20 protein-coding genes are annotated in these 15313 nt (G+C 64.2%); 11 read left to right on the top strand and 9 right to left on the bottom strand.

What is annotated here, in order from left to right:
• The first annotated feature begins 5 nt into the window (after positions 1–5).
• From dnaQ to EJC47_RS18035, 7 genes are all read left to right on the top strand, one after another.
• Positions 6–695, top strand: a complete 690-nt coding sequence (gene dnaQ, locus EJC47_RS18065; protein WP_126849183.1) for a DNA polymerase III subunit epsilon — start codon at positions 6–8, stop codon at positions 693–695.
• Between the two features lie 83 nt (positions 696–778).
• Positions 779–1369 (top strand): ribosome hibernation-promoting factor, HPF/YfiA family, encoded by a 591-nt coding sequence (hpf, locus tag EJC47_RS18060; protein WP_126849182.1) that lies wholly within the window; start codon positions 779–781, stop codon positions 1367–1369.
• 113 nt (positions 1370–1482) lie between these two features.
• A complete protein-coding gene (locus EJC47_RS18055; RefSeq protein WP_126849181.1) occupies positions 1483–1950 on the top strand; it encodes a PTS sugar transporter subunit IIA in 468 nt (155 codons plus the stop codon).
• On the top strand, positions 1937–2410 hold the full coding sequence (locus EJC47_RS18050; protein ID WP_033967495.1) for a PaaI family thioesterase: 474 nt from the start codon (positions 1937–1939) through the stop codon (positions 2408–2410). The genes EJC47_RS18055 and EJC47_RS18050 overlap by 14 nt, the downstream gene beginning before the upstream one ends.
• The gene (locus EJC47_RS18045) at positions 2407–2748 is read left to right on the top strand and encodes a DUF1491 family protein (RefSeq protein ID WP_126849180.1); all 342 of its coding nucleotides are present in this window, start codon (positions 2407–2409) and stop codon (positions 2746–2748) included. The genes EJC47_RS18050 and EJC47_RS18045 overlap by 4 nt, the downstream gene beginning before the upstream one ends.
• Positions 2749–3062: 314 nt before the next feature.
• Positions 3063–3548 carry a cell wall hydrolase gene (locus EJC47_RS18040; protein ID WP_231565385.1) on the top strand — a complete coding sequence of 162 codons (486 nt, stop codon included), beginning with the start codon at positions 3063–3065 and terminating at the stop codon, positions 3546–3548.
• Between the two features lie 50 nt (positions 3549–3598).
• The gene (locus EJC47_RS18035; protein WP_126849179.1) at positions 3599–4105 is read left to right on the top strand and encodes an MmcB family DNA repair protein; all 507 of its coding nucleotides are present in this window, start codon (positions 3599–3601) and stop codon (positions 4103–4105) included.
• Positions 4106–4109: 4 nt separating this feature from the next.
• Here EJC47_RS18035 and EJC47_RS18030 read toward each other — a convergent pair whose 3' ends face one another.
• Entirely contained in the window at positions 4110–4727 is a 618-nt protein-coding gene (locus EJC47_RS18030) for an ankyrin repeat domain-containing protein (RefSeq protein ID WP_033967492.1), read from the bottom strand.
• A 73-nt stretch (positions 4728–4800) separates the two neighbouring features.
• Between EJC47_RS18030 and EJC47_RS18025 the strand changes: the two genes are divergently transcribed.
• From EJC47_RS18025 to EJC47_RS18015, 3 genes are read left to right on the top strand one after another with little or no spacing between them, the layout of a single operon-like run.
• Positions 4801–5409 (top strand): SCO family protein, encoded by a 609-nt coding sequence (locus tag EJC47_RS18025; protein WP_126849178.1) that lies wholly within the window; start codon positions 4801–4803, stop codon positions 5407–5409.
• 9 nt (positions 5410–5418) lie between these two features.
• A complete protein-coding gene (locus EJC47_RS18020) occupies positions 5419–5850 on the top strand; it encodes a YcgN family cysteine cluster protein (protein WP_033967490.1) in 432 nt (143 codons plus the stop codon).
• A complete protein-coding gene (locus EJC47_RS18015; protein WP_033967489.1) occupies positions 5847–6521 on the top strand; it encodes a M48 family metallopeptidase in 675 nt (224 codons plus the stop codon). The genes EJC47_RS18020 and EJC47_RS18015 overlap by 4 nt, the downstream gene beginning before the upstream one ends.
• Here EJC47_RS18015 and EJC47_RS18010 read toward each other — a convergent pair.
• The 8 genes from EJC47_RS18010 to EJC47_RS17975 form a co-directional block, all read right to left on the bottom strand.
• Positions 6497–8641 (bottom strand): transglycosylase domain-containing protein, encoded by a 2145-nt coding sequence (locus EJC47_RS18010; protein WP_260591655.1) that lies wholly within the window; start codon positions 8639–8641, stop codon positions 6497–6499. The two genes, EJC47_RS18015 and EJC47_RS18010, sit on opposite strands and share 25 nt — an antisense overlap.
• 56 nt (positions 8642–8697) lie before the next feature.
• A complete protein-coding gene (gene msrB, locus EJC47_RS18005) occupies positions 8698–9120 on the bottom strand; it encodes a peptide-methionine (R)-S-oxide reductase MsrB (RefSeq protein ID WP_033967488.1) in 423 nt (140 codons plus the stop codon).
• Between the two features lie 4 nt (positions 9121–9124).
• Positions 9125–10255 (bottom strand): NAD(P)/FAD-dependent oxidoreductase, encoded by a 1131-nt coding sequence (locus EJC47_RS18000; RefSeq protein WP_126849177.1) that lies wholly within the window; start codon positions 10253–10255, stop codon positions 9125–9127.
• Positions 10234–10920 carry a methyltransferase domain-containing protein gene (locus tag EJC47_RS17995; RefSeq protein WP_126849176.1) on the bottom strand — a complete coding sequence of 229 codons (687 nt, stop codon included), beginning with the start codon at positions 10918–10920 and terminating at the stop codon, positions 10234–10236. The genes EJC47_RS18000 and EJC47_RS17995 overlap by 22 nt, the downstream gene beginning before the upstream one ends.
• Entirely contained in the window at positions 10917–11990 is a 1074-nt protein-coding gene (locus EJC47_RS17990; RefSeq protein WP_126849175.1) for a type III polyketide synthase, read from the bottom strand. The genes EJC47_RS17995 and EJC47_RS17990 overlap by 4 nt, the downstream gene beginning before the upstream one ends.
• A gap of 210 nt (positions 11991–12200) precedes the next feature.
• A complete protein-coding gene (locus tag EJC47_RS17985) occupies positions 12201–12578 on the bottom strand; it encodes a response regulator (RefSeq protein WP_033967486.1) in 378 nt (125 codons plus the stop codon).
• A 70-nt stretch (positions 12579–12648) separates the two neighbouring features.
• Positions 12649–13269 carry a response regulator transcription factor gene (locus EJC47_RS17980; protein ID WP_033967485.1) on the bottom strand — a complete coding sequence of 207 codons (621 nt, stop codon included), beginning with the start codon at positions 13267–13269 and terminating at the stop codon, positions 12649–12651.
• Positions 13266–14771: a PAS domain-containing sensor histidine kinase gene (locus tag EJC47_RS17975; RefSeq protein WP_126849174.1), complete on the bottom strand. Its 1506-nt coding sequence runs from the start codon at positions 14769–14771 to the stop codon at positions 13266–13268. The genes EJC47_RS17980 and EJC47_RS17975 overlap by 4 nt, the downstream gene beginning before the upstream one ends.
• Before the next feature lie 132 nt (positions 14772–14903).
• On the opposite strand from EJC47_RS17975, the gene EJC47_RS17970 reads away from it, so the two are divergent.
• On the top strand, positions 14904–15313 hold a 410-nt coding region (locus EJC47_RS17970), incomplete at its 3' end, for an OmpW/AlkL family protein (protein ID WP_148110559.1).

Raw genomic sequence — 15313 nt, 5'->3', positions numbered from 1 at the left:
CCCCTATGCGCGAGATCGTCTTCGATACCGAGACCACCGGCTTCAGTTTTGCCGATGGCGATCGCATGGTGGAGATCGGTTGCCTGGAGATGGTCAATCGCGTCGAAACGGGCCGCACGTTCCATGCGTATTTTCACCCGGAGCGGGCAATGCCGCCCGAGGCGCAACGCGTCCATGGGCTGAGTGACGCTTTCCTTGCCGACAAACCGCTGTTTCCGCATCTGGTCGACGATTTGCTCGACTTCATCGGGGACAGCCCGCTCGTCGCGCACAATGCCAGCTTCGATTTCGGCTTTCTCAACGGCGAACTGAAGCGCTGCGGGCGTACCGCCGTTGCGATGGAGCGGATGGTCGACACCGTTGCGATGGCGCGGATGCGCCACCCCGGTGCCAAGCACAGCCTTGATGCCTTGTGTAGCCGCTACGGGATCGATCGCAGCCATCGCACGTTGCACGGGGCCTTGCTTGACGCGCAACTGCTGGCCCAGGTCTATGTCGAGCTGACCGGTGGTCGGCAGATCGGTCTTGGCCTGGTTAGCGAAGTCTTGGTCGAAGCAGCGCCGACTCAGGCGGTCGCTGCGGCGGTCGTCCGGCCGCCGCGCGTGTTCGGTGTCAGCGAAGAGGAGCGCGTGCGCCACGCGGCCTTTTTGAAGACCGTGGTCAACCCTTTGTGGGGGAGCGACCACGCGATGTGATTGGGGGGCCGTGGCACCCGGACGGTGTCAACTGCCAGCTGACGATCGTCACAGCGACGCCAGCCTATTGAAGGAGAAGGTTCATGGATATTCGGGTTTCCGGCCATCAGGTCGAAACGGGCGCGGCGCTCAAGACCCATGTCGACGACCGGCTCCAAGCCATCGCCACCAAATATTTCGCGCGCGCCATTTCTGCGCAGGTCACCTTCGGCAAGGGACCGCACGATAATCGTTTCACCTGCGACATTGTCGCCCACGTCATGCAAGGCCTCATCTTGAAGGGACGCGGCGACGCGTCGGAGGCTCATGCCGCTTTCGAAGGGGCGGCCAGCAAGATCGAAAAGCAGTTGCGCCGCTATATGCGTCGTCTGAAGGACCGCAATGGCGGGTCTGTGACGGCTGTCGCGGTCGATGCAGGCATCGCCGCGGACAATGCCGGCTACACCCTCTTCCAGGAAAGCACCGGCGAGGAAGAGGTCGAGGACCATCCTTTGATCGTCGCCGAAACACGGGTGGACGTACCCGATGCATCGGTTTCGGATGCGGTGATGATGCTCGATTTGCGTAACACCACCGCGTTGCTGTTTCGCAACAGCGGATCCGGCACCTATAATATGGTCTATCGCCGCGGTGACGGCACGATCGGTTGGGTCGAGCCGCAACGCCAAGCCTGATCGCGGTTTCTGCGCGGGCATGTCCTAACGGTATGCTCGCGCTTTCGCGGCTGCAGGATCGGCGCTATGGCCCTGCCACAAGAACCCGCCGCTACGCGGGCATGAGGATCGTAATGACCGACCTGCACGATATTCTGGCACCCGACGCGGTGCTTGAGCGCGTAAGCGCGGGAACGCGCAAGGCGTTGTTCCAGCAGCTCGCAGCGGCGGCCGCAAACATCTACGGGTTGGACGCCGGGATTGTGCAGGAGGCGGTGGCGTCACGCGAGAAGTTGGGATCGACGGCTTTTGGCGGTGGTGTGGCAATTCCGCATGGCAAGGTGCCGGGCCTGACGCAGGTGCGTGGCGTGTTCGCGCGGTTGGCGCATCCCCTCGACTTCGATGCGGTCGATGATCTTCCGGTCGACGTCGTGTTCATGCTGGTGTCGCCACCCGACGCCGGAGCCACGCATCTTAAGGCTCTGGCGCGCGTGTCGCGGGCGCTGCGCGATCAGTTGCTGGTCGAAAAACTCCGCGGTGCGGGATCGCGCGATGCGCTGGTGGCTTTGCTAACCGCTGAGCAGGTCCGTGACGCAGCCTGAGCGCAATCCCGGACCATCCGGGCAGGCGGCGCATTTTCGGGCATTGGAGGCGCTATACGCGGCTGCTCCGATCAACCGGTTGTTTGAATCGACCTTGGTCATCCCCGAGCCGGGCATCGCCCGGATCCATTTTACGATCGATGAGCGGTATTTTCATGCCGGCGGGGCCGCGCACGGGACGAGCTATTTCAAGATGCTCGACGACGCGGCCTTTTATGCGGCGAACAGCCTGGTTACGGATCGCTTCTTGTTGACCACGGCTTTCAACCTGCTGCTGACCAAGCCATTGCGCGAGGGGCCGGTAATCGCCGAAGGGCGGTGGGTTTCGGGACAACGTCGGGTGTTCGTCGCCGAGGCGCGTCTCATCGACTCCGATGGAGAGGAAGCCGCGCGCGGCACGGGAACCTTCATGCGTTCGCGGATCGCATTGGCAGGTTTACCCGGCTACCGCGCGGAATGAGCGGGGCGCTCCCCTCGCATATCCTGGTATCGGCCTTGTTGAAACGGGTGAACGATTCCGGCGGGATGGGGATGGTGCGCGCAAAGGGGGATGCGGATTCCGGATCTATCTTACTAATATTAAATGAAAATAACGGGATATCCAAAGTGATGGAGCGGGCCTTCGGCCCGCTTGGCACGACGATTTTGGTCGAGACGGGCCCTGCCGACGCGAGCGATGTGGCAGCGCGCGAGGCCTATTGGCGTAAGCGCCGCGACCGTGATCCGGATCTGTGGGTGGTCGAACTGGACATCGCGTCGGCGGAACGATTCGCCGCAGAAACGATCACGCTCGGTTGACCCGAGCCGATCTCCCCCTAGAAGACGGGGTATTAGCCACGTGCGTTGTGCCGTGTCGGGTGCGATCCGACCAGGTTACGCAGTCGGGGGGCTGTCCGGCGGGGTGACAATTGTGTCGACCCTGTCCGCGCACCAACCGCATTTTTGTAGTGTTCATGTCGTTTTCGAATCGCGTCGCAAGCATTGCGGCGCTCTCTTTGGCCGTTACCGCTCTCATCGGTCTCGGCACACCGGGCTTCGCTCAAGACCTTGGTCGTGTCATCAACGCCCAGTCTCAGCCTTCCGTTCCCCAGCCCGTTATGAATCCCGCCGTCGTGACGACGGTAACGAATACCCCCTCGCTTCCCGCCGCCAAAACCGATGACGAGCAGGACGACGACAGCGTAGCCTATGGCACGCTGGCCGCTGCGGTCGCCGCACAGGCCATTCCTGATACGATCGATGAAGAATTGCAGTGTATGGCCGGCGCGATCTATTTCGAAGCCAAAGGCGAGCCCCTCAGTGGCCAGCTTGCCGTCGCCGAAGTCATTCTGAACCGTTCGAAGTCGGGCCGCTTTCCCAAGACGGTGTGCTCGGTCGTAAAGCAGCCTGGCCAATTTTCGTTCGTGCGGGGCGGGCGGGTTCCGACCATCGCGCAAAACAAGCAATATCGCACCGCCCTCGCCGTCGCCCGCGTCGCTTTGGCGGACGCATGGGACAGCCCCGCGTCGGGCGCGATGTATTTCCACGCTCGGGGTGCCGCAGCGAGTTGGCATCGGGAGCAGGTCGCTGCGATCGGGAATCACGTTTTTTTCCGGTGACAAACGCGGGTCATATTTGACCCGTTCGTGAAATGTTCTAAGGTCGGAGGATGCTATCGTCGTCCCCCGACCCCACGCTTCCTGCATCAAGCGTGTCCGATTTCCCGTTATCTGCCGCACAGGTCGTGCGCGGCGCGGTACGGATGCTGTTGCGCCATGATCTGGTCGCGTTGGCCGAAGTGCCGTTGGACGGGAACCGCCGCGCCGATTTGATGGCGATTGACGCGCGCGGTCACATCGTGATCGTAGAGGTGAAGGTATCGCGCGCCGACCTTCTCGGCGATGCCAAATGGACCGACTATCTTGGATGTTGCGACCGCTTCTATTGGGCGGTCCCGCCCGGCTTCGATGTCACGCCGCTCCACGGAACGGCCTTTTTGCCTGAACGCACCGGTATTATCGTTGCCGATCGCTACGATGCTGCCATCGTGCGCGAGGCGCATAGCGTCCCCTTGCCTGCCGCAACCCGCAAACGCGCGACACTTGCCTTTGGACGGCGGGCCGGACGACGCTTGATCGGTTTGATCGACCCTGAGGCTGACGTCGGATTGGGGTAAAGGGTTACAGCTTAGGTCCGGAAACGGCGCGGCGTTCCTTTTTGGGCGTGGCATCGATCATCGTCGCGATTGCCGATCCGCGCGAATCCTGATGCGCATAGTCGCGCGCTGAAAATCCCTGGAGGCGATCGGCCTGGTCCGGATCGGCCCCGAGGTCGAGCAAGGCGCGCACCATCGTTGTATCGCGCCGCTGCACCGCGACGATCAGCGCCGTCTCGCCGCTGGCGTTCGCGAGGTTGATGTTGCCGCCAGCCTTTGCGAGCACCTGAATCATTTCGAGCCGGCCGAGGCGGGCGGCCAGCAGGATGCCCGATTCACCGCGACGATCTCTCAGATTGGCGTCGGCCCCTTTTGACAGGAGATAATTCAGATAGGGCATGTCGCCGCGCCGCACGACGATGTGGATCGCGCCCTCGCCTGAGTCCGAATCGCGCGTGTTGACTAAGGTTGCGCCGGGCTTGTCGAGAAAGCCGATGACCTCGTCATTCTTGCCATCCTTGATTGCCTGGAGAAATTTATAGCCAGGCGATTGGCCGAGCTGCGCGGCGGCGGGACCGGCCATGATGGCGAGGGGGGCAGTGGCGAGCAACGCAAGGGCGATGGAGGCGGTGCGGAGGGTCATCGAAAACGTCCTGGCATGGTCGAGAGACACGAGCGGTTTGGAGCAAAGCTTGCGCCTAAGGACCTAACAGATCATGGCTAGTCGCGCTATGAACCAGATCGCCCGCGCGCTTTCCGCGCTGTTTCTTGCTGTTTTGCCGGTCGCCTGTAGCGGACCCGCCACACCGGCGCGGGCACCGCTCGACGGTGTGGCTCTGGGCGGCCCGTTCACCTTGACCGATCAGGACGGCCGGACCCGTACCGATCGCGATTTCGCCGGGCGCTACCGCATCATGTATTTCGGTTACACCTTCTGCCCGGACGTGTGCCCGACCGACATGCAGACCGTCGGTGCCGGGCTGCGGCTGTTCGAGGCGAAGGATCCCGTGCGAGGGGCGAAGGTCGTACCGATCTTCGTGACCGTCGACCCAAAGCGCGATACACCGGCCGTGCTCAAGGCGTTCGTATCCGCCTTTCACCCGCGCATGGTCGGTTTGACGGGCAGCACACAGGCGATTGCCGCCGTTGCCAAGGCGTATGGCGCGTATTTCGAGGCGGAAAAGCCCAATGCGGAGGGTGGCTATCTGGTGGCGCACGCCCGCCTTGCCTATCTTATGGATCCGGCGGGCAAGCCCGTCGCTTTGTTGCCGCAGGACAAGACGCCGCAAGACGTCGCAACCGAACTCGACCGATGGGTACGATGAGCCACGCTGATGACTAGCCGTTTCTGGGAAGAACCAATCGACACGCTCGATCGCGGCCAGTGGGAAGCCTTGTGCGATGGCTGTGGCAAATGCTGTGTCCATAAGCTGGAAGATGAAGAAACCGGCGAGCTATTGCCGACCAACGTGTCGTGCCGATTGCTCGACCGCGAGACGGCCTTGTGTTCCAATTACAAGCACCGCCATGCCTATGTCAGCGAGTGCGTGCGCTTGAGTCGATCCAATGTGCGGACGATCGACTGGCTGCCTGCGACTTGCGCGTACCGGCTGCGTGCGGCGGATGAGCCACTATATGACTGGCACTATCTGGTTTGCGGGGACCGCGAGGCGGTCCACCGCGTCGGGCAATCGGTGCGCGGCTGGACGGTGTCGGAGGACGATGCCGGTGAGCTGGAATTCCATCTGGTCGATCGCGAATTGTGAGTGCACCGCTCGAGGTCGTGCGCAACGCGCGGGCACGGCGGGCACGGTTATCGGTGGATTCGGCGACCGGCCGGGTACGGCTGGTGCTGCCCTCGCGCGCACCGTTGAAGGCTGCTTTGGCGTGGGCGGAAGGGAAAGCGGCGTGGATTGCGGCACAGCGCGCGCGCTTGCCGCAGCCACGGCCCTTCGAACCCGGCGCGCGTATCCCTTTCGGCGATGGTCATTTGATGATCCTGTGGGATGAGGCCGCTGCCCGCCGGGTTGAGCGGGACGGTAGCCTCCTGCGCTGTGGCGGCACGCGCGATGGCCTGTCGCGACGCGTGGGTCTGTGGTTGAAGCGCGAGGCCCTGCGCGTGTTGAGCGACGAGACCGCCGAGTTCGCCGCACGTGCCGGGGTCAGCGTGACCAAGGTTGCGGTTGGCGACCCCAAGACTCGCTGGGGCAGTTGCGCCTCGAGCGGCACGATCCGCTATAGCTGGCGGTTGATCCTGATGCCCGATTTCGTGCGCCGCTCGACCGTCGCGCATGAGGTGGCGCACCGCTTGCACATGAATCACAGCGCACACTTCTACCGCGTGCTCGCGTTGCTCGACGAACGCGACCCCGAGGAATCGCGTCGCTGGCTGCGCGCGAACGGTGCCGCGATTCACTGGGTCGGGCGCGAATCCTGACGATCGGCCGGCGCGTGCGTCGGGCTCGGGGCCGGGCGGGGCCCATCGCGGCCGAGGACACGATCGAGCCAGGCCTGGTCGAGTTTGTCGCCATCGCCCTTTTTCTTTTCCACTGGTGGTGGCGTATCGGATTGCTGCGGCGGCCGCGCTTCGATCGGGTTGCCATCGGCATCGACGCGCTGGCCGGGCTGCGCGGGCGGAGCCTGCCCGGGATCGACCGGATTGCCGTCGGCATCGACGAACAGGCCATTATCGGCTTCGCCGAAATAGGATTCCTGGTCGGGCTCGAGCTGGAATTCGGGTAGCGTCACTTTCGTATCGAACTGCTCGACCGGGCGGTTGGCGACGGCCACTTTCATGAAGGCGGCAAAGGCACGCGCGGGCGCGGTGCCGCCGTGCAAACCGGCAATCGGCTTGGCATCGTCGCGGCCCATCCATACGCCCGTCGTGAGCCCACTGGAAAAGCCGAGGAACCAGCCATCCTTGTTCGATGTGGTGGTGCCGGTCTTGCCCGCCACCGGGCGACCGATTTGGGCCGCTTTGCCGGTGCCGGTGTTGACGGTCGTCTGCAGCAGATCGGTCATTTCGGCGGCCACATAGGGTGCGACGAGCACATGGCTGGTGTCGACCGATTGGGCGTAGATCGTTTCTCCCGCTGCGGTCACCTTGGTGATGCCATATGGCGTCACCGCCACCCCCTTGTTGCCGACGCTGGCAAAGGCGCGCGTCATGTCGAGCAGGCGTACTTCGGAGGAACCGAGCACCATCGACGGGTGGGTGTTGACCTTGGTGGTGATGCCGAAGCGCCGCGCCATGTCGGCGATTGTGTTGAAGCCGATTTCCTGTCCGAGCTTCGCCGCCACGGTGTTGACCGAATAGGCAAAGGCGGTGCGCAGCGACATTGCGCCGCTATTGTGGCGTGAATCGTTGCGCGGGCTCCAGCCGTCGATCGTCACGGGTTCGTCGACCACCTGATCCTCGGGCTTGTGCCCGGCCTCGAGCGCTGCGAGATAGACGAACAGTTTGAACGCCGAGCCCGGCTGCCGCTCCGCCTGTGTCGCGCGATTATAGTTGGACGTCACATAATCGGTGCCGCCAACCATTGCGCGGACGGCACCATCGCGGTCCATCGCCACCAGCGCACCTTGCGCGCCCTTGGGGGCATTGTCGCGGATTGCGGCATCGGCGGCGCGCTGCATAGTGAGGTCGAGCGTTGTCCACACTTCCAGCGGACGTTGCGTCTCGTCGATCAGCAGTTCCAGCTGCGGCAACGCCCAATCGGTAAAGTAGCGCACGCTGTTCTGGCGCGCCTCGGGCACGAAGGCGATCTGGTCGATTTGCGCGTCGGCAGCCTGGGCGGCGGTGATCGCCCCGGTTTGCTGCATCAGCTTGAGCACAACGCCGGCGCGCCCGCGGGCGGCATCGATGTCGGCGGTTGGCGAGTAATTGGACGGTGCCTTGACCAACCCCGCGATCACTGCCGCTTCGGTCAGGCTCAGCCGTTCGGCACCGTGACCGAAGAATTTGCGCGAGGCCGCGTCGATGCCATAGGCACCGCCACCGAAATAGACCTTGTTGAGATACAGTTCGAGGATCTGGTCCTTGCTGAACTTGCGCTCCAGCGCGAGGGCGAGAATGCCCTCGCGGATCTTTCGACCGAATTTCTTGCTGGAATTGAGGAAAATGTTACGGGCGAGCTGTTGCGTGATGGTCGATCCACCCTGCATCCAGCGCCCACGCTCGAGCCGCACCTGGACCGAGCGCACCATCCCGATCGGATCGACCCCCGGGTGCGATCGAAAGCGGCGATCCTCGACCGACACCATCGCCTCGCGCATCACTGTGGGGATGCGGTCATAAGGTAGCCACTCGCCATAGCTTGGGCCCATCGACACGATCACCGTCCCGTCGGCCGCGTGGACGCGGATCATCTGGCCATTGGGGGACGATTTCAGCTCGTCGAAACTCGGCAGCTGCCCTTCAGAGACATAGACGGTTACGATCAACGCGATGAAGGCGATCAGCGCGAGACCGCCGCTGATTTGCGCGAGCAGGACCAGACGCCGACGCCACAAGGGCGCACGCATCGAGCGAGGGGCGGGGGATGAGGAGCGAGCCATTGAGCGCTGCAGCGTTAGGCTTTGCCGGTCATTCCGGCAAGCCGTCGCCGCCGCAATCAGCCATGCGACTCGTCGCTATCAACACTCCCCCGAGCGCGAAAATCCAGGCTAAGCGAGTTCATGCAATAGCGCAGGCCTGTCGGCGGCGGACCATCGGGGAAAACATGGCCGAGATGTCCGTCACAGCGGGCGCAGCGCGCTTCGGTCCGCGTCATGCCGTGGGTACGATCGGTATGCTCGGTGACATAGTCGGGCGAGATCGGCTGGGTAAAGCTCGGCCAGCCCGAGCCCGAATCATATTTATCGGCCGAATCGAACAACGGCTGCGCGCAACCGCCGCAGCGATAGACGCCATCGGCCTTGTTGTTGTTATACCGCCCGGAAAAGGCAGGCTCTGTCCCGGCCTCGCGCAGGACATGATAGGCCTCCGGGCTCAGCTTTTTGCGCCATTCGGTTTCAGACAGGGTGAAGTGTTCCATGACGCTAATGATCCTGTGGCGCGGGTGCGCGGTCAAGTCGTGAATGCCCGATCCGCGTGAACGCGGCAATCGTATCGATCATACCAGGGAAGCGACCGAGCAGCGGCAGGAGCGCCGCCGCCAGCGCAGGCCATTCGGCTGCGTTGCGTACCGCTCCGGCCAACCGGATCGGTCGAGCCGTGGCGCTTGCGAAGCGCCTCTGGAAACGGTGTGCCCCGCCCGGCCCGTCCGCGAGATAGGCATGGCTTGCCCTGATTCCGCTCGCGATCGCGATGCCCATGCCTTCTCCGGCGAGCGAGGGGATGACTCCGGCCTGATCGCCGAGCCGGAAGAGACCCTGTGCCCCCCGCGTAGCGCGCCATCCATAAGGGACGTTGGCGATCGCGTCGATCGGCAGGGGGGCGCTGCGATATGCCAGGCGCTCGCCCAACCGGGGCTGATCGCGCGCGAGCTGGTCGAGCAGTGCGGCGGGAGATCCCGCTTCCAGCATGGCCGAGCGATGCACGGCCAGGCAGACATTGGCGCTGCCGTCCTCCTGGCGAACGATCCCGACATAGCCGCGATCGAACAGGTGCAGTTCGATCGCATCGCCGATCAGTCGATCGAGGCCGGGCGTCGGCGCGAGGCGAACGCGCAGACCCAAGACCGGGTCGTGCCCGCGCGCTTCGGCCGGGCGGGAGGTGCCTCGAACGTCGTGCTTGCCGCTGGCGAGGAACAGCGCGTCGCCGACCAGGTCGGCACCATCGTCGAGCCGCGCCGTCAAGCCGTCGATCGCCCGGGCCGCTACGCCGCGCTCGACAGCGGCACCTGCATCGATCGCGCGCTGGAGCAACACGCTGTCGAGCAGGCGGCGCGACACCCCGTGGGCGGCGCGGCGCAGCGGCGTTTCGACCAGCCGCTCGCCCGCGATCAGACGCACGGTGGTGATCCGCGCCGGGCCCAGCGCGGCAGGTTCCACGCCAAGCTTTTGTAGCGATTCGAGCGTCCGCCAGCTTAGAAAGCCGCCACAAATCGCGTCGCCGGTTTCGCGGCTGCGTTCCACCAGCAGGTGCGGGGCGCGTGCGTGCGCCAGCACGATCGCGGCGCTCGCACCTGCCGGGCCGCCGCCGACGATCAGCGCAGGTGTTCGACGCATAGCCGAAACGGAAAGGCGCGGTAGACCTGCGCGGTGACGCCTGCCTCCGCAAGGATCGGTGCCCATTCCGCGGGCCGATAGGAGCGGGCGATCGACAGGGTGCCGTCATGGCGCACGATCGGGTGCCAACGCGCCAGCGTCGCCAGAATCGGAAACCCGAAATGCGCAAAGCCGTGGCGATGGAGGTCGTTGATCAGCCATCCCTTCGCGCTCGCCCGCTCCATGAAGCGCAGAAACGCGATCAGCTGATCGTGCGTCATGTGGTGTGCGACGAGGCTGGAGATGACGAAATCCCATCTCTCGCCCGCCAGATCGGCATAGTCGCCGGTGATATAACGGATCGGTACGTCGGCGGGCGAATGCGCGGTCGCGGCGAGCGCGCTGCGGGGGTTGAGGTCGATGCCGACCAGCTCGGCCGCGATACCCCGCCGCGCGGCCCAACGCGCGATCCGGCGCAGCATGTCACCATCGCCAAAGCCGACATCGAGCAGCTTGAAACGACGCAGGCCAAGCGACCCGCGCCGCAGGAAATCTAGCGTCGGCCGCGCTGCCATCGTCACGACATTGACCTTGGCGAGGTCGCCGACCACCGCTGCATAAACCTCCGGGTCGAGATCGTCGGCGTCCATCAGCTCCTCCGCGATGGCGCGCGCGCGCAGGCTCATGCCGCGCTCCGGAAGCCGAAGCCCTCGGCGGCAAGGCCCGGGCCGAAGGCGAGCGCCACCCCGTTGCGGACCGGCGGCCCGTCGAGCAGCCGCGCCAGCACGAACATCAAGGTGGCGGAGGACATATTGCCGTAATCCGACAGCACCGCGCGCGAGGCGTCGAGTGCGTCGTCCGGCAGTTTGAGGCTATGTTCGACCGCGTCGAGGATCGATCTTCCTCCGGCATGGACTGCCCATCCATCGATCTCCAGCGGCGCGCGCCCACCGGTCGCGGCGGCGGCGAAGGCAGGGTCGCTCAGCCCGGCGGCGATGCGGGCGGGAACTTCGCCCGACAAATGCATCGCAAAGCCGTGATCGGTAATATCCCAGCGGATCAACGCCGCCGAATCGGGGAGCGTGGTCGCAAAGGGTTGGTCGAGTGCAAATCCGCGAGGGGCGGCGGTGACGAGCGCCGCTGCGGCACCGTCGCCGAATTGCAGCATGGCGAGCAGGGGTTCGAGCGCGGGATTGTCCTGCAGATGCAGCGTGGACAATTCGACACAGACCACCAACACCCGCGCATCGGCATCGGATCGCACGATATGGCGCGCGCTGCGGAGCGCGGCGACCGCCGCGTAACATCCCATAAAGCCGATCAGCAGGCGCTCGACCGACGGCGCAAGGCCGATTCGCGCAGCGATGATCTGGTCGATGCCCGGCGCGACGAAGCCGGTACAACTCGCCACGACCAGATGGGTGATGGCATCGAGTGAAACCTGCGCGCCCAATGCCTCGATCGCAGCGATGCTCAGCTCCGGGGCCGCCTGCCCATAGCGTCGCATACGTTCGGCAGTGCCGGGCAGCACCGGATCGGCATAAAAACCGTCCGGATCGACGGGCGATCCGCCTTGCGCTCCAACGGGTAGGACGGACCAGCGATGCGCGATCGCGGCGCGCGCGGCCATCCGGTCGAAGATCCGGACGGCCCGTGCGTCAGGCAAGCGCGCGCGGGCCCAGTCAAGGAACGCCGCATGGATGTCCTGCGCCGGAACGGCGGTGCCGATCGCGGCGATGTGGGCAGTGCTGGACACATGGGACCTTTGCGGAGGCGGGCGGGAGCATCCGGCCAACGAACAACGCTACGACGGCTGCTCCGATCCGGGAAGACACCCACGTTACGCACTCGTACCTACCCTACGTTTGAGCACGGCATTTGGATGCGTCGGCGCACAAGATTTGGTCGCAAGAGGAGCAGCAGCCGCTTAATCGAGAGCATATCGAGCGCGGATGAAGGTTTCAGCTCACGCCAGTGCGGCAATCAACTCGTGCTGGCGGATCGGCTTGTCGAGCACCGCGTGAAATCCGTTCATACTGGCTATCGCGCGAAGCGTCGGGTCGGGATAAGCCGTGATCAGTATGGATCGGCCATGCCAATCACGGCGCTGCATCGACCGGAGCACCCCGATCCCGTCGCCGTCGGGCAGCCGGTAATCGGTAATCAGCCACTCGGCCGTCGACACGTCGGTGTCCTCAAGCAGGGCACGCGCGCTCGCGTAAGAGCGCACATCGAAGCCGCGCCAGTGCAGCAGCAGATGCAGCGAACGCCGCACGCCTTCATCGTCCTCTACCAGCAACAATTGCGGACGCGGTCCGGTGTCGACCGCGTTGTCATCGTCCATTGGACCGCTTTCCCATGTCATCGGGGGCACGGATGGCGGTCGCGGGCAAAGTTGTCTTTACGTAGACTTCCTAGGATTGCTCTCCAAGGCCGGCGGCAAAGGCGATACGCAGCGCGTCCGACAGCGCATGGACCTCCAGCTTGGTCATTACGTTGGCGCGGTGAACTTCGACCGTGCGCGGCGAAATGCCCAAATCATAGGCGATCGTCTTGTTGGGCAACCCCTGTGCCAGCCGGTCCAAAACCTCTTGTTCGCGCGGGGTGAGGCGCGCGACCCACAGCTTCGCCGCCTCGCTCGATCGTGCGGCTGCATCGGCATGCGCGATCCGCGCGAAGGCGCGGTCGATCGCCGACAGTAGCACGGCCTTTTCGAAGGGTTTTTCGATGAAGTCGACAGCACCCGTCTTCATCGCCTGAACCGCGATCGAGACATCGGCATGGCCGGTGAGGATGATGACGGGCATGGTGATGCCGCGTGCGACCAATTCCTCCTGCACCGCAAGGCCATCGATCTCCGGCATGCGCACGTCGAGCAAGACGCAACCCGGTTCCGCTGCCTTGATCTCGCGCAGGAACGCGACTCCAGACGTGTGCAAGCGTACAGCATAGCCAGAGGTTCGCAGCAGGAACCCAGCCGAACGTCGCACCGAATCATCGTCGTCGACGACATGGATCAGACGTTGGTCGCTCATGCCGCAAACTCCTCTACTGGAAGCGTGAAACGAAAGACGGTTCCGCCCGTCGGGCGCGGCTCGGCGCGGATGTGTCCGCGATGCGCTTCCACGATCGTTCGGCAGATCGACAGGCCCAACCCCATGCCTGCGGGTTTGGTGGTCGCGAAGGCCTGGAACAGTCGCGCGGCGATGTCCGGCGAAAGCCCCGGGCCCGTGTCGGCGACCGAGACTTCGACCATGGCGTTATCGAGCGCGCAGGTCGAGATCGTGATGTCGCGGACTTCCTGCCCGGCGACGGCATCGATCGCGTTCCGGATCAGGTTCACGAGAACTTGCTGGATCTGGACACGATCGACCGTGACGGTGGTAATATCGGGGGCCAGCTCGAAAAAGGCGCGAACGCCTCGTTCACGCGCGCCGATCAGGGCGAGGCGACTCGCCTCGTCGATCAATCGCGGTAGATCCTCCACCCGCCGCTCGACCTCGCCACGCGCCACGAAATCGCGCAGGCGACGGACGATCTTGCCGGCGCGCAAGGCTTCGCTGGTGGATTCCTCGATCGCCTCGCGCAGCAGCGTGGCTGCCTCGGCACCACCGGCGTCAAGCAGTTCGCGACCCGCCTCAAGATAATTGGCGATCGCGGTCAGCGGCTGGTTCAATTCATGCGCCAAGGTCGAAGCCATCGTACCCATCGCACTCAGCCGCGATACGTGAATCAGCTCGGATTGGAGCTCTTTCAACCGCAATTCCGCGTGCTGCTGTTCGGTCAGGTCGTGAATGAAGCCGGTAAAGATGCGATGTTCGTCGCTATTGGCCTCGCCGACCGATAGCTTCATGGGGAATTCGGTACCGTCGCGACGCTGGCCGACGACGATGCGACCGATGCCGATAATGCGGCGCTCCCCGGTTTCGCGATAATGGGCGATATAACGGTCATGCCGTGCGGCATCCGATGGCGGCATCAGGATTTCGACATTCGCTCCCACGACCTCGGCTTCGCTGTAGCCGAACAGGCGCTCGGCGGCGCTGCTGAACGACAGGATGATGCCGCGCTCGTCGATAACGATCATCGCATCGGGGACGGTTGCGAGGATCGAGCGTAGGTGCAATTCGCTGCGCGCCAGTGCGGCGGCGGCTGCCTGGCGGCCCGTGATGTCATAGATCATCTGCCCGAAGCCGCGCAGCGTCCCATTGGCGCTGTGGATCGCGGTGATCGCGACGTCGGCGAAGAATTCGGAACCATCCTGACGCACCCGCCAGGTGTTTTCCCGCAGGCGACCACGCGCGCGAACCTTGGCCATGTCCGCATCGGGCTTGGCTGCGCCGCGATCTTGCAGACTATAGAGCTTTTCGCCGCTTTGGCCGATCACGGCATCGGGCCGATATCCAAACAAGATCTCTGCTCCCGCATTCCAAGACCGGATCCGTCCCTCGGTATCCAGCACGAACATGGCGCGGTCGGTTGCGCCCTCGACGAAGAGCGCGAGCGTTTCGGGGTCTACCGTATCGCCGATCGCCATATCTGTGTCTTTGCCGTCCACGTGCTGTGCGTCCCATCCGTGAATCCACCTAGGTCCCTGTTTTGCGCCGGATCAAATCCGCGAGCGCGCCATGGCCATACCCAGCCATAGAACTTAAACACGGAGGACCCTATGCGCACATATAGATTTTTGGCGCTCGCAGCTGTTTCGACGGCGATCGTCGCGTCGCCCGCTTATGCCGAAAAGGGCGACGTCCTGGTGCGCGTACGCGCAATCGTCGTCGCGCCCAACGAACGCAGCGGCCCGGTGACTCCGGCGTTTCCTGGCAGCAAGGTCGGGGTGTCGGATTCGGTGATGCCGGAAATCGACTTCACCTACATGGCGACCAAGCACATCGGTGCCGAGCTGATCCTCGCGACGACCGAACACAAGGCACAGGGCCGGGGCACCCTCTCCGGCGTTCCGACTCTGGCCAAGACCTGGGTGCTGCCGCCTACGCTGACGCTGCAATATCACTTCCTGCCCGATGCCAAAATCCGGCCCTATGTCGGCGCGGGCATCAACTACACGATCTATTATTC

Origin of the sequence: Sphingomonas sp. TF3, assembly GCF_003985085.1 — a bacterium.
Classification (GTDB): Bacteria; Pseudomonadota; Alphaproteobacteria; order Sphingomonadales; family Sphingomonadaceae; genus Sphingomonas.
Note: the sequence above shows the minus strand (reverse complement) of the source record. Positions and strands in the feature narration are given on the sequence as shown.

What these genes read in the sequence shown, in the direction of transcription:
- EJC47_RS17995 (WP_126849176.1), bottom strand. Translation starts at nt 10,920, where the DNA reads ATGAGCCTGCGCGCGCGCGCCATCGCGGAGGAGCTGATGGACGCCGAC.
- EJC47_RS18055 (WP_126849181.1), top strand. Translation starts at nt 1,483, where the DNA reads ATGACCGACCTGCACGATATTCTGGCACCCGACGCGGTGCTTGAGCGC.
- EJC47_RS17985 (WP_033967486.1), bottom strand. Translation starts at nt 12,578, where the DNA reads ATGGACGATGACAACGCGGTCGACACCGGACCGCGTCCGCAATTGTTG.
- EJC47_RS18025 (WP_126849178.1), top strand. Translation starts at nt 4,801, where the DNA reads ATGGCTAGTCGCGCTATGAACCAGATCGCCCGCGCGCTTTCCGCGCTG.
- EJC47_RS18000 (WP_126849177.1), bottom strand. Translation starts at nt 10,255, where the DNA reads ATGCGTCGAACACCTGCGCTGATCGTCGGCGGCGGCCCGGCAGGTGCG.
- msrB (WP_033967488.1), bottom strand. Translation starts at nt 9,120, where the DNA reads ATGGAACACTTCACCCTGTCTGAAACCGAATGGCGCAAAAAGCTGAGC.
- dnaQ (WP_126849183.1), top strand. Translation starts at nt 6, where the DNA reads ATGCGCGAGATCGTCTTCGATACCGAGACCACCGGCTTCAGTTTTGCC.
- EJC47_RS18010 (WP_260591655.1), bottom strand. Translation starts at nt 8,641, where the DNA reads ATGGCTCGCTCCTCATCCCCCGCCCCTCGCTCGATGCGTGCGCCCTTG.
- EJC47_RS18045 (WP_126849180.1), top strand. Translation starts at nt 2,407, where the DNA reads ATGAGCGGGGCGCTCCCCTCGCATATCCTGGTATCGGCCTTGTTGAAA.
- EJC47_RS18035 (WP_126849179.1), top strand. Translation starts at nt 3,599, where the DNA reads ATGCTATCGTCGTCCCCCGACCCCACGCTTCCTGCATCAAGCGTGTCC.
- hpf (WP_126849182.1), top strand. Translation starts at nt 779, where the DNA reads ATGGATATTCGGGTTTCCGGCCATCAGGTCGAAACGGGCGCGGCGCTC.
- EJC47_RS18020 (WP_033967490.1), top strand. Translation starts at nt 5,419, where the DNA reads ATGACTAGCCGTTTCTGGGAAGAACCAATCGACACGCTCGATCGCGGC.
- EJC47_RS17980 (WP_033967485.1), bottom strand. Translation starts at nt 13,269, where the DNA reads ATGAGCGACCAACGTCTGATCCATGTCGTCGACGACGATGATTCGGTG.
- EJC47_RS18030 (WP_033967492.1), bottom strand. Translation starts at nt 4,727, where the DNA reads ATGACCCTCCGCACCGCCTCCATCGCCCTTGCGTTGCTCGCCACTGCC.
- EJC47_RS17975 (WP_126849174.1), bottom strand. Translation starts at nt 14,771, where the DNA reads ATGGCGATCGGCGATACGGTAGACCCCGAAACGCTCGCGCTCTTCGTC.